This is a genomic window from Sphingobacterium sp. WM, assembly GCF_029542465.1.
GTDB lineage: Bacteria > Bacteroidota > Bacteroidia > Sphingobacteriales > Sphingobacteriaceae > Sphingobacterium > Sphingobacterium cellulitidis.
The window spans coordinates 2,805,892-2,828,170 of record NZ_CP120709.1 but is presented as its reverse complement, the minus strand read 5'-3'; the positions used below and the strand labels follow the sequence as shown (position 1 = coordinate 2,828,170).

Below are 22,279 nucleotides of genomic sequence, written 5' to 3'. Positions count from 1 at the left end.
ATTCTGGCGTATTATTTTGCTTAATATTTTCGTAATTTTGAAGAATGAACTTTTCATCAAAACTCCTTGAGCAAGCCGTAGAAGAATTTGGGAAATTACCCGGTGTTGGGAAGAAGACCGCTTTGCGTTTGGTATTACATTTATTGAAACAATCAGATGCTGAAGTTAGTCGGTTTACGGAGTCATTGGACCGATTGAAAAAGGATATTAAATATTGTCGTACCTGTTATAATATTTCGGATACGGATCAATGTGAGATCTGTGCATCCATTAAGAGAGAAAAAGGTTTAATCTGTGTGGTTGAAGATACGCGGGATGTGATGGCGATTGAAAATACGAACCAGTATTCAGGGGTTTATCATGTTTTGGGTGGTTTGATTTCGCCGATGGAAGGAATAGGACCTGCGGATTTAAAGATTGAGGGATTGATAGACCGTGTACGCGATGGAAGTGTTCAAGAAGTTATTTTAGCATTAAGTGCGACGATGGAAGGGGATACCACGATTTTCTATTTATACAGGAAATTGAAGGAATTTAATGTACAGATAAGCACGATCGCTCGAGGAATTGCCTTCGGTGGTGAGTTAGAGTATGTTGATGAAATAACCTTGGGTCGCTCGATTGCAACCCGAGTTCCTTATGAAAGAAATGTAGGTTAATTTTCAGCATTCATCTTGCTGATAATCCAATAGAAGCCTATTCCACAAAATATTAAAGTTAATCCTGCTGCTGTCCATAAGGTAGAATAGCCATAATGATCAGCAGTATATGTTCCCAAGAAAGGGGAGAAAATATTCGCTGCCGCAAATGCAAGGGAGTTGAATCCCATATATGCTCCTTGGTTGTTTTTGTTTGCTCTATTGATAGCCACGGTGGCTGTAAATGGCAAGGTCAGCATTTCACCTGTTGATAAAAAGAACATGGCAAGATATAGCCAAGCAATTCCCATGTCCGTTGTGAGCATCAGGTAGGACATACCTGATATTGCAGTACCCCAAAGCATAATCTGCCGCACAGAAAACCTATGTTCGACCACATGAACCAAGACCATTTCGAACAATACAATTACGAATCCACTGAAACCTAGTAATAATCCAATTTCATCAGAATGCAAGTTATGCGCTTCTTTGTAGAATAAAGGTAAGGTACTGAGGAGTTGGAAAAATGCCATTGAAAATAAGCAACAGAGAATATTAAAGACGATAAATAATCCATCTTTATAAGCGTTTCTGACTGGTTTATCATCAGGAAGTTCCGTTGCGGATTTAGTTTGTCCGATTTCAGTTCTTGCTTTTCGGTTTCTGAAGAAATAGATAAATACAATGGCAGCACAAGCTGCTGCAATGGCATTTCCGTAGAAGATCCAATTGTATGAGAACTTAGCTAGGAAACCACCAAGGGCAGGGCCAATGGAGAACCCTAGGTTCACTGCCATTCGGTTTAATGAATAGGCACGGGTAATATTTTCTGGTTTTGCATACCGAGCAACAGATACGGAGTTGGCAGGTCTAAATACGTCGGCCACCAAGGTTAAGAAGAAGATCATCATGGCCAGACCTTCAAAAGTTCGGAATAATGGCAGAACCAAGAATAATGGGATCACCAAGATCAAACTCCAGGCTTGTACCTTAAAGTTTCCGAACTTATCCGTTAGCCAGCCACCGAGCCAGGAACCACAAACAGAGCCCAATCCAAAACATCCTAACACCAACCCAATTTGTGTTTTACTAAACCCAAGTTCTGATGACATATAAATACCAAGGAAAGGGATGACCATTGATCCCGCACGGTTAATCAACATCACAAGGGCCAATAGCCATGCAGCAGGCGATAGGCCTTTATATGAATTAATATAAAGTCGAATTAATGCTCTCAATATCTGTTAGGTTACTTAAGCAATTCTGCTTGATTCTTTATCTAAACTTTTGTCAATGGTATATGTTGTTGCGATACTTCTTTTTGTACCCTTCTTCTTGTCCAAGATAAAATCGATTCTTCCTAGATTAACCCCAGAAAAGCCAGTTTGGTTTACCAAAGTGATCTGGTTGTCTAAATTTTTGACTTCTGTAGGTTTTGTCAAGAAAGTATGAGTATGTCCGCCGATAATTAAGTCGATATCTCTGGAGTTTTTTGCCAAGAGTAAATCCGAAACTTTGTCAGTATCATAGTTGTATCCGATATGGGATAAACAAATAATCAAATCACATTTAAGTTCCTTCTTTAATTTATGGGTATATTTTTGAGCAACTTCAATTGGGTCAGAAATTTTTACACCCTGATAACTTTTAGGATCTACGAGGCCTTTTAAATCCACTCCGACAGCAAATACCCCGATTTTTACACCGTCACGATTGAAGACCAGGTAATCTTTGGTTTTGCCCTCCATGATCGTGCCTGTGAAATCGTAATTCGAGGTCACAAAAGGGAAGTTGGCCTTATCAAAATGCTTTAACAATCCAGGTAGACCATTGTCAAATTCATGATTTCCGAAAGTTCCGGCGTCATATCCTAATTTTGACATCAATTCCAATTCTATTTTACCATCGAAGACATTGAAATATGGGGTTCCTTGGAACATATCGCCAGCATCAAATAGCAGCACATTTTTCTCTTCGGAGCGGATTTTTTGGATTAAGGTACTGCGTCTAGCAACACCTCCTAAGCCCTGGAGTCTTGAGCCATCCATTGGATACGGTTCAATTCTACTATGAACATCATTAGTATGCAGGAAAGTAATTTTTACTTCTTTGGATTTGCTATAGCCAGCAAATGGAATGGTGCTAAGTGAGGCTGTTGCTCCCAAAGCTACCATGCTTTTTAAAAAGCTTCTTCTATTCAATGATTTTAACTCTTCCATCTAATTTTGATTCTACTTTTTTGCCTTCTTTTGTTAATTCCTGAACATAGTTGATCAATGCTTCTCTAACGCGTTCTGAGGTTGTATTTCTGCTAATTGGAGAATTGAGTCCTCTTACAAGGTCACCACCATTGGCGATGAAATCGTAAGTGACAAGTTTATATGTTTTGTTGGGGTCGATGTCTTGATTCGCAATTTTGAAGCTTTCGATTTTTTTGTCTTTGATAACTACCTTGGTATTGCCTAGGGGTTGACCATTTGTCTCTGCGATAAAATCAGCGAGTACTTTTACATCGGAGCCTTTAAGCTCTAAAATAGTGATGTAATTTTCGAAAGGCATCACTTCGAAGATGGATCCCACAGTTACATTTCCTTGTTTGATTCCGGCTCTGATTCCATCTTTGGTCGCCATGGAGAAAGTGACTTGAGGGTCAACTTTTTGACCAATAGCAAGTAAAGCATCTGCGAAGAAATTACTTAACTGCGTTTCAGGCAGGTTTCTGTTTTTGATTAAAGCCTCAGGGGCATAGCCCAGGACTTGATTCATCTTATCTTCAAGTTGATTCTTATAGGGTAAAATATACCTGGATATTGCTGTGTCTTCTGGAATTTGATTATTGATTTCCAGCATTTGTTTGTTCGAAACAGCAGTTTGGTAAAATGAAGTCTTACAAGAGCTGAAGACTAAAAGGACGGACATCCAGAATAGGACGCTGTACTTGGATAGCTGTGTACTCATATAATTTGAATTATTCGCAAAGGTATTAAGAATGCCCTGAATCCAAAAGAATTTGAGAACAAAAGAAAAGGATATTGTAAATATTAATCTTAAAGTAACTTTATTTTAATTCATTTCAATCCTATCCTCAAAATAAGTGTTAATAAAATGTCTTGCCAGGGCGAATGCTTGTCCGTTTTCACAAAGATTTGATACTTGTAAACTGCATCCAGTTGCGATTTTGCTCATGGAATAGGTTTGGATTTGTTGTTGAATAGGGGTTATCATTAACATGGAAGACCTTGCGAAGCTTCCTGAGAGAACAATTGTTTCTGGGTTGAACAGTTGCATCAACAGGGAGATAGCACGACCTAATTTACCGCCCAATTCAGAAATTAGTTGGATAGCATATTGGTCACCGTCCATTGCGGCCTGGATAATATGTTCGGGAGTAAGTTCTGTATTGTTGTATCGGGACACGATTAAGGTTGGGGTTCCATTTTCGATATCTTGTTTAGCTTTGTTGACCAATGCGGTACCTGAGACCAAAGTTTCCAAACAGCCACGTTTTCCACAATAACATAACTCCCCTTCATTAATAAAGCTTATGTGACCCATTTCACCTGAAAAACCATCCTTACCCAGGTAAATCTCACCATTGGCCACGATTCCAAGGGAGATTCCCCAATCTAAACTAATCACCAAAGCGTTATTTTTCTTTTTTAGCTTGCCATAGAATTGTTCAGCGAGGGTAGCGACTTTAGCGTCGTTAATAATTTTGGTAGGCTTGTTAAATTCATGTTCTATGTGTTTTTCCAGAATAAATCCGGGTTCATAGAAGTAGGTGAAGTTTTCACCAGTAGATCGATCTACCAATCCAGGCATTGAAATACTGATTCCGGAAATTTGATCCAAATTTATTTTTTGTTCTTTAATATATTTTTTGGTCAACTGGAGGAAAGATGGTAGTTCTTTAATGTCTGTTGATAATTCGAAGGGAAATTCCTGTGCTGGGAATAGGATGATACTATTATTGTCGACTACACTAAAACGGATAGATTTGCGGTTTATTTCGATGGTTAACACTTTAAATAAACCATCAGTTAATTGGTAAAGGTTTGGTTTTCTTCCACCTAAGGATTCGCCACGATCATGCTGTGTCAAGTAATTATTTGACACCAGTTCAACCATTAAGTTGTTTAATGTTGGGAAACTTAAGGTCAAACTTTTCATAAGATCATTGACTGAAGCGTTATCAAGCTCATAAACAGCTTTTAGAAGTTTCAGTTTTTTCTTTGCAGATTTGGCAGTTTTTTTTCCTAATCCGGAAGGGTTGACCAGAAGATTTTCGATAAATTTCATAATCGCATGAGTTAATTAAATCTCATTGTTAATTTTTGAGGGTTGAATAAATCTTAATTATTGGAATTAACTCAATTAAATTAAACTAATGAATAAATATTTAAATTTTTATCTAAAATAAATAAAATAATTAATATTCAAATTAAAAATTGGTTCTATTTTATTTGCGAATATGATATTATTTGTAATATTTATGATTTGTTGTAAATATTTACAAATTGTATGTTAATAATTTTAACGAATATAAATATATTTTGGAAGTTTTAGGGATTGACTATTAAGTGATTATAGTGCATAAAAAAGCCCTAACATTTGTTAGGGCTTCTTCTTTTAAAATTGAATCGTCGATAGACTATTTTTTATCAACTTTATATAATTTTCCGCCATCTGTCACACTGTATAGTGCTCCATTTTTAGCTTGGATAACATCTCTAAATCTTTCACCTTTATCACCCAATAATCTTTCTTCACCCACGACTTTATTGTCTTTAATAACAAGGCGAGCAATATGAGTGCTGCTCAAGCCACCAATGAAAAGGTTGTTTTCCCATTCAGGAACATTCGATCCTTTATAGAAGGTCATACCACTTGGAGATAAAACTGGATCCCAGTAGTAAACAGGTTGTTCCATTCCTTCTTTTTGTTGGATAGGAGGGTTTCCGATTGCATCACCTTTATACTCGATGCCGTAGGTAATTTCTGCCCAACCGTAGTTATTTCCTGGTTTCACCAAGTTGATTTCATCACCACCACGCGGACCGAATTCAGAATCCCATAGATCTCCGGTAGCAGGATTGATTGCTAGACCTTGAACATTACGGTGTCCGTAGCTGTAGATTTCAGGTTTAGCATCACCTTTACCAATGAAAGGATTACCTTCTGCAGGTTTACCGTCTTTGGTGATTTTCAAAATTTTTCCAAGGGCTGAGTTTAATTGTTGCGCTTGAGGGCGAGTTTCCAAGTCTGAGCGCTCACCTGTTGAAACGAATAAATTACCATCTTTATCAAACAAAATACGTCCACCATAGTGTAATTTGCCATTATAGGTAGGTAAAGCTTGATAGATAACTTTTGCGCCTTCGATAGACTTTTCATCATCTGCTAATTTACCTTTTGCCACTGCGGTGTGATTGCCTCCAGAAACAGGTTCTGCGAAGACCCAATATACCATTCTATTGCTTGCGAAATCAGGGTCTAGGGTAATTCCTAATAAACCACCTTGACCTTGAGCATCTACTTTAGGGATGCTAGTGATTGCATCACTCGTTGTTTTTTTAGCTGGATCCACGATACGCATGGTTCCTTCTTTTTCGGTTATCAGCAGTCTTCCGTCAGGAAGTTCAGCGATTCCCCAAGGTTGTTTCAATCCTTCAACTACTACTGCGCCTTCATAAGGAGAGGTAGTTTTTACGCCTGCGATTCTAGTTTGACCTTCAAAAGCAGGTTTATAGTTTGAATTTGCCGGAAGTGTTTCTACAGGCGGGTATTTTGTTGTATCCTGACTGGTTGTTGTTGTATCTTTTGGTTCAGTACCATTAGAATTCGCTCCAGAACAGGAAATAAATGCTGTTGCTGCTGCGAAAAACAAAACGTTAGAAAAATGTTTCTTCATGTTGGTTGATTTATGTTTGTTTATTTTTTATTAGTTGAATTCTGGTCTTTTCGGGAAGTTTGCGACATGGGCATACTTAGGTCCCATACTAATCAATGCTTCTTTCCATAGGTTTTCGCCATCGGTAATAAATGCTAAATCAATATTAAAGGAGTTGTGTACAGCCCATGAATTTTGTTTGATTTCACCATCCAATTGTCCGGGGCTCCATCCAGAATAGCCGAGAAAGATTTTTACTTCTTCATTTGAGATAAGGCTTTCGTTGATCAGATATTTTAAACGTTCAAAATCGCCACCCCAATAGAGGTCATCTACGATATGGGTTCCGCCGGGAATTTTTTCTTGGGCTTTATGAACGAAAAATAATGCATTGCCTTCCACTGGGCCGCCAAAATAGAGTGGGACCTCGGGGTTTTCGATTTCCTCTAAGACATCGGAAAGCATGAGCATGGAACGATGATTAAGGATTAAGCCTACCGTACCATCCTGATCATCATGTTCGCATAATAAGATGACGGAGCGTTCAAAATTTTGGTCGAGCATGAAAGGTTCGGATAAAATTAGACTGCCTCGTTTTGGAATATATTCGTTGAACATAACAGAAATAGATGTGTTTATATCAAATTTATAGAATAACATTATTAATCCACTGTAAAATAGCAATAATTTTTCATTTCATTTTCTATAAAAAATGGAGATTATGTTAAGTTTGTAGGAAATATCCTTTGCCATGTCCATTGAACATAAAGAAATTGCCGCGATTCGGGAAGACTATGTTAAAAGCAGTTTGAGCGAATCGGACGTCCTAAAAAATCCTATTGAACAGTTTCAGAAATGGTTTGATGAAGCTATGTCTTCGCAAATTATGGAGCCAACCGCTATGGTTGTTTCTACGGTATCCGAGCTTGGTTATCCATCCTCACGTGTTGTTTTGTTGAAGGATATCAAGGCGGATGGTTTGAGTTTCTTTACGAATTATAACAGTAGAAAAGGCCAGGAGATTCTTCAAAATCCACATGTTTCAGCCTTGTTTTTTTGGCCAGAGCTGCAACGGCAGATACGTTTTGAGGCGGAGGTTGAGAAACTTCCTAAAGCAGATTCTGACGAATATTTCTCCATTAGACCTCGAGGTAGCCAAATAGGTGCCATTGCATCTCCGCAGAGTGCCATTATTCCAGATCGCGAATCCTTAGAAAATCGGGTGATGGAAGTTGAAAAAGAAATGGAAAACGTAGAAGAAGTGCCGAGACCGGAGTTTTGGGGTGGATTCTTAATGAAACCCTTTCGGGTTGAGTTTTGGCAAGGTCGCAGTAGTAGACTACATGACCGTATAGTTTATCTGAAAGAGAATGACAACTGGGTCATAAATCGTTTAGCACCTTAATTATGATTCAGGAAATCAAAGAAAATATACTACAAGCAGTTCATCCAGATGCGGTCGTTGAGGTCCAAGAAATTGGTCTTCAATCTGCATTATATATAGCACCTGATTATTTAAAGTCAGTCTGTAAGTTTCTTAGAGATGATTCAAGATATTATTTTGACTTTTTGGCAAATGTTACTGCGGTTGATTACTTTCCGCAGGAATATTTTGAGGTCGTATATAATTTAACCTCCATTCCATTTCAAACGCAATTGTGTTTAAAGGTTCGGGTTTCAGCCGATCGGAATTTGAATGAATTGCCAGAGGTACCTTCGGTATCTGAGGTTTGGCGAACAGCAGATTGGCATGAGCGTGAGGCATATGACTTAATGGGTATATTTTTTACGGATCACCCAGATTTAAGAAGAATTTTGATGCCTGAGGACTGGGTTGGGTATCCGCTGAGAAAAGATTATCAAGATCCTGAAACTTACCATAATATCCCGATTAAATAAGCAATGAACGAACGTTATTTACAAGCTCATAAAAATTATCAGGAAAAGATTAATACCGTTTCCTCCCAGGAGATGGTTATTAATTTAGGGCCACAGCATCCTTCAACGCATGGGGTATTGCGGTTGGAACTGATTACTGATGGTGAAATTGTAAAGGAAATTATTCCTCATATGGGTTATTTGCATCGTTGTTTTGATAAACATGCGGAATCCATGAATTATGGAAAAACAATTCCTTTTACTGATCGCTTGGATTATTTGGCTTCCATGAACAATGCGCATGCCTTTGTTATGGGGGTGGAGCGTATGCTCGGGATTCAGGATAAGCTTCCAAAAAGGATAGAATATATTCGGGTCTTAGTTACTGAGTTAAATAGAATAGCATCCCATCTAATTGCGATTGGAACTTATGGCATTGATATCGGTGCTTTTACGCCTTTTATGTGGTGTTTTAGAGACCGAGAACATATTATGAATATGTTAGAATGGGCATCAGGTTCCAGGATGCTCTATAATTATATATGGGTAGGTGGGTTGTTTTATGATATTCCAGTCAATTTTGAGGAACGTTGTCAAGAGTTTATCCAATATTTTAAGCCCAAATTGGTTGAATTGGATGATCTTTTGTCCAATAATCAAATCTTTATTCAGCGTACTGCAAATATTGGTGTTTTGCCTGCAGATGTGGCGATAAATTATGGTTGTTCAGGGCCAATGTTGAGAGGTTCTGGAATAAAATGGGATTTAAGAAGGGTGGATGGATATTCTGTTTATCCGGAATTGGAATTCGATATCCCTGTTGGAAAAGGTGAGATGGGAGCAGTTGGTGATTGTTGGGATCGTTATAAGGTGCGGGTAGACGAGGTTAAAGAGTCTGTAAGGATTATTGAGCAATGTTTGCCAAGGTTGATGCATGATTTTAAACGAACCCCTGATTTTGATCCGCGTGGATTAGTTCCTAAGAAAGTGAATTTAAAAGCTCAAGAATACTATGTACGCGCTGAAAATCCAAAAGGGGAGCTAGGGTTTTATTTTGTGACTCAAGAGAAAACGGATATTCCTAAGCGAGTAAAGGCGAGAGGGCCGAGTTTCAACAATCTCTCAGTTTTACCTGAATTGGGAAAAGGAGTTTTGATCGCGGATTTGATTGCAATCCTCGGATCGATTGATATTGTGCTTGGTGAGGTCGACCGCTAAAATAAACGTGCATAAAAACGCAAAAATAATTAGGAATAATCCATTAAATAGTTATATTTGCTATCTCATAATTTAAGTTTATAATTGGTTAATAGTTAGGGGAGCAATTGCCAGATTGCTTCCCTTTCTTTTTTATAAAAAATAGCAAGAACCTGCAAAACTTGTTGTCCCTATTTTTAATACTTCTCAATCCTTGATTCAAATCTCTCAATAAGTTTTTATTAATAATTTTAGTAAAATATATAATAAAATTATTAATAACTAAAAATATTAGTATATTTACAACAATGAAATAAGCGAGTTTCTTTAAATTTTTGAAGACATATATACAATCATAGGGGCTGTTGTGAAACATCCCCATTTTTTTTAGGAGCATAATCTTAATTGATAGAATTCAATATTGAACTATATTAGGTGATTATGGATCTATATATTATTAGAAATAATTTTATTAGCTGTTAAATACCCATATTATGACTAAATCAATTAAAAACCCGGAAATAGTACTCAAGAAAACGGAGGTTTCTGATTTGGAAACTTTGTTTCAGATTCAGCTTGATGAAGAAGGCGGATACCTAGCGGCCTTTACAGCTAAAGACCATGATAATAAAGCTGCCTATATCAACAAATACACAAGTTTTTTAGAGAATCCGACCATAAATAATCAGACAATCTGGTTTGAAAATACCATTGTTGGAAGTGTTGCCAAATTTATCATGGATGATAAAACGGAAGTTACTTATTGGATTGATCGAAAATATTGGGGTAAGGGAATTGCAACAAAGGCTTTGAAAGAGATGTTGAAGATGATAGCAGTGAGACCAATATATGGAAGGGTAGCATTTGATAATTTAGGTTGACAAAAAGTATTGGAAAATTGTGGTTTTGTAAAAATTGGAACTGACCACGGATTTGCAAATTCCCGGCAAGAAGAGATTGAAGAATTTATTTATAAATTTGATTTATAGATTGTTTGTTTTGAAAAAATTCTTGTTGTTAATGTTAGTTTCAATGCTTTTCATTTCTTGTAGTAAAGAGAATGATGAAAATATTATTGGAAACTGGATTGGAGTTAACGGGGATGAATGGCTTTATCTAAACCTGAATTCCAATGGTGAATTTGAATTTTCGGTATGTTCATCCCGGGAACAAGGAAATGACTGCCTGGAACACGGAAAATACAGCTTTAAAAATAACCTACTTACCTTGAATGATGGATTTACAGATGTTATTTATAGCGTAAGTTTTGAGTTAGAAAATAGAATTCAAATCATCAAGCATGGTGGGTATGGGGATATAATTGACTTCAAGCGTAAATAATATCAAAATCGAGTATTGACCAATCCTTTCCCTTCAGATTGGTGATTTATCTGTCTACTTTCCTATAATAATCTGCTATTGGATATATAAACCTCGAGTATCCATCTAAATGGCAATTTCGATTAATATCCCAAATTTGTAGGCTAATTAAGTTGCCGCTAAATAATCTTTGGGGCTAGATGAGAATTGAAATTAATATTAGTCGCAAAAATTTCTTAATAACTAAAAGCAAAACAAAATTATTTAAATTATATAATCGTACATTTGAAAAAAACCGTTTCTGTGGAATCGAAAGACAACTTATTAGCTAATTAGACATTACATAATTTTTATAATTAATTCTTTTGTTGAATAATTATAGAATATGATGCCATAACCTAAAAAAGAAATTGTTATCAAAATGAATGAAGATCATAGCTTGGCATATTCTCAGCTCTTGATTGCTATCGAACAGGGCAATGAGCGAGCTTTTGTAATGTTATACGATATGTTTTCGAAAGATCTTTCACATTATATTCTTTCAAAAGTCTCTGATGCAGATCTAGCACAAGACATACTACATGATTTGTTCTTATCGGTTTGGAAAAATAAGGATCGGTTGGCTGAAATAAAGAGCTTGCCAGCATATCTGTATAGTTCCTGCAGATATCTCATCATGGCCAATTATCGGAAGAAAATCCTAAAAGAAGTTCCAGCATACAATCTAGATCAGTTGGATGTATTGGATGAATCCGTACCATTAGAAGATAGGCTCCACTATCGTTATATTATTGATTTGGTTGAAGAAGAAATTGAGCGACTTCCTGAAAAATGTCAAGCCGTATTTAAATTAAGTCGCTATGAATATCTGAGCAATAAGGAAATTGCTGAACGAATGAATATTGCAGAATCAACCGTTGAAAAACATATCAATAAGGCCATTTCTCGTCTTAAAGTCTTGACAAAGAACTATACCATCTTATTTTAACGCTAATTTTATTTCACTGTTTTTCAGGTATTTGTGGTGAAATTCATTTTTTTTTCAATTTATAGTAGAAGCTAGCGATATGAAACTACACTTATGTTTAAGATAGCTCAATAAACCGTCTATTATGATAGATAAAACTAAATTATTACAAATACTTACGAAGTGTCTTGCTGCAAAGGAAACGAAAGCGGAGCGGAAAGAGCTATTGGAATGGTATGAACAACAAGAAAGCAATCATTCTGATTCTTCAATGGAAGATGATGTTCGGATAAAAACAAGAGCAAGACTTATTACTTCGATCAATAGTTTCGAACGAAATAAATCTCGAATACCTCTTATTTGGTTACCAATTGCTGCGGCATTGCTTGTAGTAGGAATTTTTGGTTATCAATATTTTCTGTCTGGATCTGAGAAGAAAGCTACCATGGAAATGTTAAGTCAAATCAAACCGGCAAAAGATCATGCTATTATGATTTTGGAGAATGGGAGAGAGATTAATTTGGATCAGTTGGCTGCCAATGAGGAAATCCAGGTTGATGGTATGATTATCAAGAAGGATAAAGATGGAAAGGTAAGCTATCATTTAGCTTCATCGAATTTGCCAGTCATTCCTAAGAATAGTATTCAAGTTCCTATTGGATCCACCTTTAGTTTGACTCTAACGGATGGAAGCCGAGTAGTTTTGAATTCGGATTCTAAACTTACCTTTCCAAGTAATTTTAGCACAGGAGATAGGGTTGTGGAGTTAGAGGGAGAGGGATATTTTGAGGTTAAGCATTTAGATGACAACAGTCGTTTTATTGTTAAAACAGATGATCAGAATGTTGAAGTATTGGGAACAAAATTCAATGTCAAAGCATATAAAACTGAAGAAAACACCCTTACCAGCTTGGAGGAAGGCTCTGTAAAAGTAACAATCCCTAAAGGGAAAAGTGCCCTGCTCAAACCGAATCAGCAAGCCCGAACAGATGGTTCCACAGAATTACAAGTGGGCAATGTAAATATTGACAACATATTAGGTTGGACAAGGGGACAGTTTTGTTTTGATGGAAGCAACACTGATGAGGTTCTACGAGAAATAGCCCGTTGGTATGACATCGACATCAATTACAAAAAGGCTGCAAACTCGCCCAATCAATATGTTGGAAAAATACCAAGAAACTTGACCTTGAACAAATTGGTCGAATTACTCAATTATGCGGATTTAAAATCTACCGCCTCCATTACGAATAACCAACGTATCAAATTACAAATTTATTAACCTAAAAATCAGCAGATGAAAAGAAGAAATTACTCACCCTAAGAGGCGAAAAATTATGGCTATAAAAAACGGACCCTTTTGGCGCAGAATCCGTTATTGTAAGGCTGTTTTACCAATGTAAATCCATATTAATAATCACAACCCAATTCTAAATTAATGAAATTTAATTTATTTCCATTCTCTATACGCGAGAATTTATACGAATGTGCCTATGTTAAAGTAGGCTTCGATAAGAATCGTTTTATAGACAATAAGGTAAAAGAACCAAATCATTTTGGACCAATAACGAGTCTTTTGATGAAAATACATCTCATTGCTTTAATCATTGTATTGGCTATGACTCAAGTCAATGCACGATCAATAGCACAACAAATTACTTTGAAGCGAGAAAATGCAAAGCTTTCTTCGATTCTCAAGGATCTGGAAAAACAAAGTGGATACAGTTTTTTTTATAAGAAAACAGATGTTGATCCAGTCAAGGAAATTGATGTGAACTTCAATTCCATTCCCTTAAATGTGGCATTGAATAAGCTTCTGAGTCCTCGTGATCTAACCTTCGAATTTTTCGAGAAAACGATTGTAATAAAGAAAGAAAGTACCACTTCTTTAGCAAGCTCTTCGGAACAAATTTTAGCCAAACCTAACTTTTCAGAACAACAACAGGTTCACGGAGTAGTGTTGGATGAAAAAGGAAATCCAATCTCTGGAGCAACTATTCGAATAAAATACATGCCGAATAGAGCAGTGGTAACTGATAAGAATGGTCGTTTTATTCTTCCCATTACAGCTATTAATGAAATCGTAGTGGTGTCCTATATCGGGTATGCAAACCATGAGTTGAAGGCTGTTCTGACAGCTGAAGGATTGACTATTCGGATGAAGTTAGTTAGTAATGAGGTGGATGAAGTGGTCATTACAGGGATGATGGAATTCAAGAAAGATGCCTTTTCTGGAGCTTCTTCCACCTTCAAGCGTGAAGAGTTGAAGCAAGTTGCCAATACCAACGTAATTCAAGCGCTTAAGTCTTTGGATCCTTCGTTTTTAGTTATGGAAAACAACCTAAGCGGTGCGAATCCTAATATTTTACCAAACATAGAACTTCGTGGTCAGACCAGTATTACCAGTGAAAATCTACGAGATGAGTTTACAGATGATCCAAATCAACCTCTATTTATTTTAGATGGTTTTCAAAGTAATCTGAGGACAATTTTGGATTTAGACATGAACCGTATTGAATCCATTACCATATTAAAGGATGCCAGTTCTACTGCGATCTATGGTTCTAGGGCTTCCAATGGGGTAGTGGTGGTAGAGACTATTCGTCCAAAACCAGGTGAACTGCGTTTGAACTATACCACAGATATGAATGTTGAGATTGCTGATCTAGGTTCATATAATATGATGAATGCGGCAGAGAAGTTAGAATTTGAGCGATTAACTGGAATTTATACCGCACAACCCTATCTACAAGAATATCAGCATACCTATTACGACCCTCTGTACAATAGAAAACTTGAAAATGTTTTGAGAGGTGTCGATACTTATTGGTTAAAAACCCCTATACAAACAGGTTTTGCCCATAGACATTCCTTATATGTTGAAGGTGGTAATGAAAATTTTGTTTACAATATCGGGGGTAATTACAAGAAGAATAATGCGGTAATGAAAGGTTCTGGCCGTAAGGAATGGGGGGCTCGTTCAAATTTAATCTACCGCCAGGGAAAACTGAGTGCCATTAATAACTTGGCAATAAACGGAAATACGTCCGATGAATCAAATTATGGTTCCTTTGCTACCTGGGTAAATATGAACCCTTATTATGCCAATTTGGATTCTCAAAATCCAATTATTGAGGAGTATATCGATCAACAATACGGTATGAAGTACAAGGTATATAACCCCATTTACAATACCCAACTGAATAGCTTCGACAATAGTAAAGGTTTTGCTGTGACCAATAACTTCCAATTGATTTATGATCTGACTCGCGATTGGCGCATTACAGGTTCCTTCCAAATTTCTAAGAATATTATTAAAGCGAATACTTTCATTTCTCCTTTAAATACCATGTTTGAGAACACTCCATTATTGCAAATGGGTTCTTATACTTCGAGGGAGCAAAATCAATTAGCTTATACAGGAAATGCGATGCTATCCTACGGGAAATCAATTAATAAACATACCATAAACGGTAATGCCAGGATTGAGTTTGCCGAGAACAATAACAGTAGTTTAGGTTTTGTTGCTGTCGGTTTTCCGCGCAGTAGCAATGGTAATCCGGCATTTGCGTATGGATATCAGCGAAACAGCTCACCTTCTGCAAATCATGTAATCAGCAGAAGGAATTCCATTCTTGCAACCTTGAATTATAGCTACGACAACCGTTATAATACAGATATATCATTCAATTACGATGGATCAACGGCCTTTGGTCGCCAGAATAGTTACTCCCCATTCTTTGCTACGGGATTAAGTTGGAATCTCCATAATGAATCTTTTTTAAAGGATAATCCAATGTTTAATCAATTGCGCCTGCGAGCAAATTATGGTGTTACAGGAAATCAGAACTTTAGTTCAACAACTTCTATCTCTACTTATAACTATTTATCGGCTTATAATTATTATGGACAAGGGGTAACCTTGGCGACATTTGCCAATGAAAATCTTCGTTGGCAAAAAACCAACCAATTTAGTGCTGGTATTGATGCGACATTGCTAAATAATAGATTTAACCTGACTTTCAATATCTATAATAAAATTACCAATGACCTTGCTGTTGCTGTAAATCTGCCTGCATCCACGGGTTTAATTGCTTACCCTTTCAATGCTGGGGATTTAACCGTAAAAGGCGTGGAATTGATGACCAAATATAACATCATACATAAGCCAGCAGACCGAATATTCTGGAATGTTGGATTAACTGGTGCTAGAAGTACTCAAACTTTTAACCATTTCAACAACCTGTTGACAGGTTTAAATCAATCCCTACAAAATTCAAAATCCTTATTGCGTTATAAAGATGGCCATAGTCCAAATGATTTATGGGCAGTTCAATCTTTGGGCATCGACCCGGCAACAGGTCGTGAAATGTTCCTTAAGAAAGATGGTACTAACACTTTCGACTATGATGAGCAAGATATTATTGCATTAGGAAATGGAAACCCTTTGATTCAGGGCGTATTGAGCACCAATATTACTTATAAAGGTTTCATGTTTGGTGCTTATATGCGTTATATCTACGATCAAGACGTGCTAAATTATGCGCTATTCAATAAGGTTGAAAATATCAGTTTAACCGATGTGGTTAATTATAATCAAGATAAAAGAGCCTTATATGATCGTTGGGTAAATGTCGGCGATGTATCGAAATTCCGTGGAATTAGCATTACAGATAATACAAGCCCTTCCTCCCGGTTTATTCAACAGGAAAATTCCTTCTCATTAGAATCGATTTCCTTATCCTATGATTTCCGAGATTCAAAATGGATCCAAAAGGCGGGCTTATCTAATTTAAGAATATCCGGAATTACCAATGAGGTATTCAGATGGTCTACAGTTCGTCGCGAACGCGGAATTGACTATCCATATGCCAAAATGTATTCATTAACCATCAACGCCAATTTCTAAGTCATGAAAATTAAATCAAAAAGCTATACATATCTATTCCTTGGCTTGCTTGGTCTGATGACCATGAGTTCTTGCCAAAAATGGCTGGATGTCCAACCAGAGGATAGATTTACAAAGGAACAAGTCTATAACTCAGCTTCAAGTGTGGAAGAAGTGGTTAATGGCCTGTACCTGAAAATGGGAGAAAACCAATTATATGGTAATAAGTTGACCCTGACAGACCTTGAGGTGATGTCTCACCGATTTAGAATTGGAACAACTTCAGGTTATTATTATGATCTAAAAGAGCATAATTATGAGCAAAAAGATGTCAAAAATTCTTTTTCCGGAATCTGGACGAACATGTATGCCATCATTGCGAACATCAATGATATGATCAATGTTTTGCCGACTGTAAATAATGGGTTGACTGATCAAGATAAAGCGCAATATATTGGACAGGCAACAGGTCTTCGCGCCTTTATTCATTTTGATTTATTGCGTTTATATGGTCCAGCTTATACTGATGAAACCAAAGGTATGTCTGCTATCCCATATGTAAATAAATTGAGTACAGATATTCAGCCTTTCTTAAGCTCTGAGATGGTGATTGCAAATATTTTAGCAGATATCAAAAAAGCTAAAGAGCTATTAAAGAACGATCCTATATTGACCGCAGACGTGCCATTTAAGAATAATTACTTTAATTATTATGCTGTGGTAGCCTTAGAAGCAAGGGTACAGCAATGGGCTGGAAATAAAGAAGCTGCTTTGGCAGCAGCCAAACAGGTTATTGCTGCACAGGCTAAATTTCCTTGGGTAACACATCAAAAAATAGCCGGAAATGGTTCTAACCCAGATCGTAAGTTCTTTACTGAGGTAATTTTCAGCGTCTTTAATGATAAATTATATGATATCCAGAGAGATTACTTTGGCTCAAATTTGTCTGAAGAACAAATATTAGCTACCGGTTCAGGAAATTTGGTCAGCAATATTTATGAAAATAATGAATCAGATTATCGATATAATTTTTCATGGCCTTTTGCTTCTACTGGTATGGGTTATAGGACCTTCGTGAAGTTTGACGATATTCCAGATGTAGAAATTTTAAGCCGATTTATGGTGCCCTTGATTCGAATTTCTGAGATGTATTACATCGCTGCAGAATCTACCACCGACCAAACCGAAGCCCTGAATTACTTGAACACCGTAAGACAGCATAGGAATATTAATGGCGATATCACCAATTATGGGGCTTTGGAAAATGAATTAACTAAAGAATACATGAAAGAATTCTACGGTGAAGGTCAAGTATGGTTCTATTATAAAAGAAAGCAGAAGGCTAATATTTTTTCAGTAAACACTTCCAATTTAAGCTTTTTCATGACGGCTGAGGATTATATCATCCCTATTCCATTGGCAGAAACTGAAGGCAGATAATATTTAATCTTATGAAAAAATTACATAATTACATTTGGATTTTATTTTCCTTTCTGGCGATTCAAGGCTGTAAGGAAGATACGCTTACAACCTATTTGGATAATGAAGGTGGAGAGAATATTTACTTTCTAGAAAAATATAACAACTATAGATATGAAAGCTTCATGAAGGAGATTTCTCTGGGTTTAACACCTTCCACAGTTACAGATTCTTTAATATTGATCCCAATTCGAACTACTGGGCAACCATCGCAGACTGACCGACCGGTTTTGGTGGTTCCAGCAGATACCTCTTCTATGAAGAAAGGTGTGCACTATGATTTTGTTTCGGAACCAAAAATACGTGCAGGTCGTGTTACTGATACGATCTCCATCATTTTACATCGTACTGAGGATATTAAAATTAATCGAGTGTTCTTAAAATTGGATTTAAAACCAAATGACCATTTCAAAACTGATTTGGCTATTAAAAAGAACTTAACCAAGCAAGATCTACTTTCCTATCAATTCTATTTGGACGACAAGTTCCCAGTCCCACATATTTGGACCACATTTTTTGGAAAACAGTTAGTCGAGTTTTATTTGGGAACCTATTCCAGACGAAAGGTCGAGCTAATGTTGGAAGTCTTGAAAATTGAGCCAAGACTTATTTATGATACCAAATATACCCTGCCTGTTACCTCCATTTTAAACTGGTCAAGCTATTTAAAATATTGGTTGAATAAAGAGAAAAATGAAGGTAGAACGCAATACGACGAAAATGGTGTCGAAATTTTTATGGGACCTTTTGCAAATTAAGAACAACATGAAAAAAATTATATTCTTTGCAATTTCCTTCGCATTGATTTTTGCGAGTAGTTGCAATAAAGATCTTGGGAATTATTCTTATAGCACCTTAGATACATTGGGGGTAACAAATTTCCCTGATACACTAGAAATTGAATTAGGATCAGAAATCAATATTACACCAAAAATAATTTCTGACAATCCTGGATTTAATACCCAGGAGTTAGTATACGAATGGTATGCGTTTAACAAAAACGTGGCAAATCAAACCAATGCTAAAATATTCTTAGGAGAAGGTTCAAAATTAATAATGGTACCTAAAATGCAAGTAGGGAATTATCCTTGTTATTTAAGAATTACTCAGCCCTCGACAGGCAGAATCTGGACAAATTCCTTTTACCTTAAGATTAATGGCAAAATTGGAAAGATTGGCTTCTTTATTTTATCCGATAAAAACAAAAAAGCTCATTTAGATTATTTTCAAGATGATCCTAACCATTGGAATAGCTTCGGAAAGATTTATCGAGATGTAAATCAGTATTGGAATAGTATTATTGATGGCGGTCCATTTAATATTGATGGAGAACCTAAAAATATGGAAGTCTATGTGATGCGTAAAGACTTTCAATCAGCTCAAAAATCAACTTTATTTATTAATTCAGGTGATCGCAGTTATATGGTGAATCAAACAGACAATTTTACATATAATCCAGTAGACTTTACATTTAGGAGTCTAACATCCGGTGGTACTCCAGAATATGCTGATCAGATTATTGCGGCAGATGATTTCTTAAGCATGGCCATAAAGGATAATAATATTTATGTTTATGGGTTTTTGTTTGGTAAGCTGTACAATGTCCCTTTGAACAGCCGCGCGGATGGTTCTTCATATCCTGTTTCCCCATTCGTAGCAATGCCAATGGCGAATTATCAAATGAATACAATGATCTTTGATACGGAAGGAAAGGCTTTCATGCGTTTAAACGCTTTTTCTTCTAGAGCATTTCCAGTATCAGCCACGATCCCTGATTTCAATCCAGCAAATACTGGAATGGATTTAATCTATCTCGGACATAGTATGGCTTCAAATGGACAAGCTGTTGCTATTATGAAAAAGGATAGCAAACGCTTTTTAGTTCGTTTCACATTTACCAGTGATGGAACCATTATGCCAACTTCTATTTTAGATGTCACCTCTTCATTAACAGATATTGCTGGAGCAACCAATTTTGCATTGGATAATAAGTTTGGATATTTATTCTATACGGCCAATGATAAATTGTACCAATATGATATCGATGCAAAAAGACTAAAAGTTGCTAAAACCCTAAATGGTCGAAAAGTTTCTATGTTAAAGTCCGAGCGCTATGTTTTTCTGCATACCAGCTCTCAGCAAGCATTCACCAATCCGGGAAGGATGGAGCCATTGTTATATAGTGTCATTTTAGGGACTTATGATGAAAAAGATCCAATCAGTTCGGGTAAAGTAGAATTCTTACATGTACAAGGATTAATGGGTGACCTAAAAGAAACTATCAAACCAATGAGTGGATTCGGGATAGTAAAAGATATACAGTATACAGATCTAAATCCATAGGTAAAACTCAAATATTGCATAATAATTTGGATGACCACGTCAAATAAAGATTTAATTAACAGTTAGTCATTTTATTTAACATGTAACCAAGTCTAGTTGGAAGGAGCAATTCCCGAATGGGGATTGTTCCGCCAACCTTAGAAAAAACCATAAATACAAAACAGTAGTCTTTCAATACGCTTATGTCTAAGTATCAAAAAATACTTTTCTCTCTTCTGATTTTCTTTGGTTTGACAACTCCTAGTTTTGGACAGGATGTTCGAACATTACTAGAGCAAGCATTCCTATCAAAAAATAAAGCCGGTCTGGAGAAAATTCTAGCAGAGAATTTTTCCATTGCTGGAAATACCAATGAGTCAGCGAAATTCCGTTTGGAACAAATCCTGACTAAATATTCAGTAAAATCCATACTGGAAGTACCAACGACTTCAAAAGCAGAATCCAAACAATTAAACCTTATCTTCCATAAGAATGATGGTAAATCTGATAGCAGCATTTTACATCTGAATCCGAAAGGGAAAATAAAGCACATTGATCTTTTCGATCGCTTATATGGTATGACTCGATTGCCAAAGGCAAAGTTGAGAGCAAGCATACCTTTTGAAAACCATGCCGGTGCGATTATCCTGAAGGTATATATCAATAATTATCCAAATCCACTCAAGTTGTTATTTGATACTGGTGCGGATGGAATGGCAATAAATGAATCTTTAGCAAAAACCTTGAGCTTAAACATTACTCGAACCAACAATGCTTCAGTAGTAGGTGGGAACCAAGAAATTCAAGTTTCTGATCAAAATAAAGTTCGTATAGCTGATTTGGAAATGAATGATATGAACATAGCTATTTTTCCTTTACATAATGAAGAAAACACTGATGGCATTATCGGGAACAGCTTGTTAAAAAGGTTTATTACGGAAATAAATTACGACGAGAATAAGATTAATCTCTATGATTTTGGTGCCATAGAGTACCCGAAAAATGGAAGGATAGTACCAATTTCTTTACCGTCCAGTTTAATTGAAATCCCTGCGACCTTAGAATTGGTAGCAGGAAAAAAGGCTGACGGACGATTTATTTTTGATACCGGAGCTTCCTATAGCTTAATATGTTTCCGGCCCTTTGTTTTGAAAAATCGCTTATTAGTTAACGGCTTTAAGCCTGATGGCCAAACCAATACCTTAAGTTTTGGAATCAATACACCAACCTTTTACGGAAAAGCGGCCGCGTTTCATTTGAATGGACTAACTCCTTCAGAAAACATGCCTGTCTCCTTGATGGCTGGTTCGTCTAGTAATCAAAATTGGAGTCCACCTGAATCGGGTTCTATCGGAAATAGATATATCTCCAGGTATAATTTATGGATCAATATCGCTGAAAGTGAAATACATTTCAGCTCCAATAAACTTCACGATCTACCTTTCGATTTCCTGATTCGATCAACCGTTTTGGGCTGGAATCAAAAAGCTGAACTCCAAGTCTTGACCGATCCGGCAAGACCAGAAGTCCATGAAAAAATAGGACATCCTATCAAAGAGATTATGGGAATCCCTACAGAACAATTGATCCAGAAAAAAGAATTCTTACAAAGTCTTCTAGATAAGGCGAAAAATGAAACTATTACCATTCTATTTCAGGATGGATCAACCATAAATATTTAACAATTCACCTATAAGCAA

19 protein-coding genes are annotated in these 22,279 nt (G+C 36.5%); 13 read left to right on the top strand and 6 right to left on the bottom strand.

Annotated elements, in window-relative coordinates; translation table 11 throughout:
* The first annotated feature begins 44 nt into the window (after positions 1-44).
* Positions 45-659 (top strand): recombination mediator RecR, encoded by a 615-nt coding sequence (gene recR, locus PZ892_RS12085; protein ID WP_094255932.1) that lies wholly within the window; start codon positions 45-47, stop codon positions 657-659.
* On the opposite strand, the gene PZ892_RS12080 is transcribed toward recR, so the two are convergent.
* The 6 genes from PZ892_RS12080 to PZ892_RS12055 form a co-directional block, all read right to left on the bottom strand.
* Positions 656-1,876 (bottom strand): MFS transporter, encoded by a 1,221-nt coding sequence (locus PZ892_RS12080; protein ID WP_094255931.1) that lies wholly within the window; start codon positions 1,874-1,876, stop codon positions 656-658. The two genes, recR and PZ892_RS12080, sit on opposite strands and share 4 nt — an antisense overlap.
* Positions 1,877-1,891: 15 nt before the next feature.
* The gene (locus PZ892_RS12075) at positions 1,892-2,857 is read right to left on the bottom strand and encodes a metallophosphoesterase (protein WP_277711375.1); all 966 of its coding nucleotides are present in this window, start codon (positions 2,855-2,857) and stop codon (positions 1,892-1,894) included.
* Complete coding sequence (locus PZ892_RS12070; protein ID WP_277711374.1) at positions 2,832-3,596, bottom strand: 5'-nucleotidase C-terminal domain-containing protein; 765 nt, start codon at positions 3,594-3,596, stop codon at positions 2,832-2,834. The genes PZ892_RS12075 and PZ892_RS12070 overlap by 26 nt, the downstream gene beginning before the upstream one ends.
* Before the next feature lie 105 nt (positions 3,597-3,701).
* On the bottom strand, positions 3,702-4,937 hold the full coding sequence (locus PZ892_RS12065; protein WP_277711373.1) for an ROK family protein: 1,236 nt from the start codon (positions 4,935-4,937) through the stop codon (positions 3,702-3,704).
* A 352-nt stretch (positions 4,938-5,289) separates the two neighbouring features.
* On the bottom strand, positions 5,290-6,549 hold the full coding sequence (locus PZ892_RS12060; protein ID WP_277711372.1) for a PQQ-dependent sugar dehydrogenase: 1,260 nt from the start codon (positions 6,547-6,549) through the stop codon (positions 5,290-5,292).
* 30 nt (positions 6,550-6,579) lie between these two features.
* The gene (locus tag PZ892_RS12055) at positions 6,580-7,092 is read right to left on the bottom strand and encodes a YqgE/AlgH family protein (RefSeq protein ID WP_229678343.1); all 513 of its coding nucleotides are present in this window, start codon (positions 7,090-7,092) and stop codon (positions 6,580-6,582) included.
* Between the two features lie 187 nt (positions 7,093-7,279).
* Between PZ892_RS12055 and pdxH the strand changes: the two genes are divergently transcribed.
* The 12 genes from pdxH (at position 7,280) to PZ892_RS11995 (ending at position 22,261) form a co-directional block, all read left to right on the top strand.
* Entirely contained in the window at positions 7,280-7,933 is a 654-nt protein-coding gene (gene pdxH, locus PZ892_RS12050; RefSeq protein ID WP_277711371.1) for a pyridoxamine 5'-phosphate oxidase, read from the top strand.
* A 2-nt stretch (positions 7,934-7,935) separates the two neighbouring features.
* Positions 7,936-8,427: an NADH-quinone oxidoreductase subunit C gene (locus PZ892_RS12045; RefSeq protein ID WP_094255926.1), complete on the top strand. Its 492-nt coding sequence runs from the start codon at positions 7,936-7,938 to the stop codon at positions 8,425-8,427.
* Between the two features lie 3 nt (positions 8,428-8,430).
* A complete protein-coding gene (locus PZ892_RS12040; protein WP_094255925.1) occupies positions 8,431-9,624 on the top strand; it encodes an NADH-quinone oxidoreductase subunit D in 1,194 nt (397 codons plus the stop codon).
* A gap of 473 nt (positions 9,625-10,097) precedes the next feature.
* On the top strand, positions 10,098-10,484 hold the full coding sequence (locus PZ892_RS12035; RefSeq protein WP_277711370.1) for a GNAT family N-acetyltransferase: 387 nt from the start codon (positions 10,098-10,100) through the stop codon (positions 10,482-10,484).
* Positions 10,485-10,623: 139 nt separating this feature from the next.
* Positions 10,624-10,944 (top strand): hypothetical protein, encoded by a 321-nt coding sequence (locus tag PZ892_RS12030; protein ID WP_277711369.1) that lies wholly within the window; start codon positions 10,624-10,626, stop codon positions 10,942-10,944.
* A gap of 400 nt (positions 10,945-11,344) precedes the next feature.
* Positions 11,345-11,911, top strand: a complete 567-nt coding sequence (locus tag PZ892_RS12025; RefSeq protein ID WP_277711368.1) for a sigma-70 family RNA polymerase sigma factor — start codon at positions 11,345-11,347, stop codon at positions 11,909-11,911.
* A gap of 124 nt (positions 11,912-12,035) precedes the next feature.
* The gene (locus tag PZ892_RS12020) at positions 12,036-13,172 is read left to right on the top strand and encodes a FecR family protein (protein ID WP_277711367.1); all 1,137 of its coding nucleotides are present in this window, start codon (positions 12,036-12,038) and stop codon (positions 13,170-13,172) included.
* 156 nt (positions 13,173-13,328) lie between these two features.
* On the top strand, positions 13,329-16,799 hold the full coding sequence (locus PZ892_RS12015) for a SusC/RagA family TonB-linked outer membrane protein (protein WP_277711366.1): 3,471 nt from the start codon (positions 13,329-13,331) through the stop codon (positions 16,797-16,799).
* A 3-nt stretch (positions 16,800-16,802) separates the two neighbouring features.
* Complete coding sequence (locus tag PZ892_RS12010) at positions 16,803-18,218, top strand: RagB/SusD family nutrient uptake outer membrane protein (RefSeq protein WP_277711365.1); 1,416 nt, start codon at positions 16,803-16,805, stop codon at positions 18,216-18,218.
* 11 nt (positions 18,219-18,229) lie between these two features.
* Positions 18,230-19,015, top strand: coding sequence for a DUF4843 domain-containing protein (locus PZ892_RS12005; protein ID WP_277711364.1), 786 nt, complete (start codon positions 18,230-18,232; stop codon positions 19,013-19,015).
* A gap of 7 nt (positions 19,016-19,022) precedes the next feature.
* Positions 19,023-20,600, top strand: coding sequence for a PKD-like family lipoprotein (locus PZ892_RS12000; protein WP_277711363.1), 1,578 nt, complete (start codon positions 19,023-19,025; stop codon positions 20,598-20,600).
* Positions 20,601-20,782: 182 nt separating this feature from the next.
* Complete coding sequence (locus tag PZ892_RS11995) at positions 20,783-22,261, top strand: retropepsin-like aspartic protease (protein ID WP_277711362.1); 1,479 nt, start codon at positions 20,783-20,785, stop codon at positions 22,259-22,261.
* Positions 22,262-22,279 lie beyond the last annotated feature (18 nt).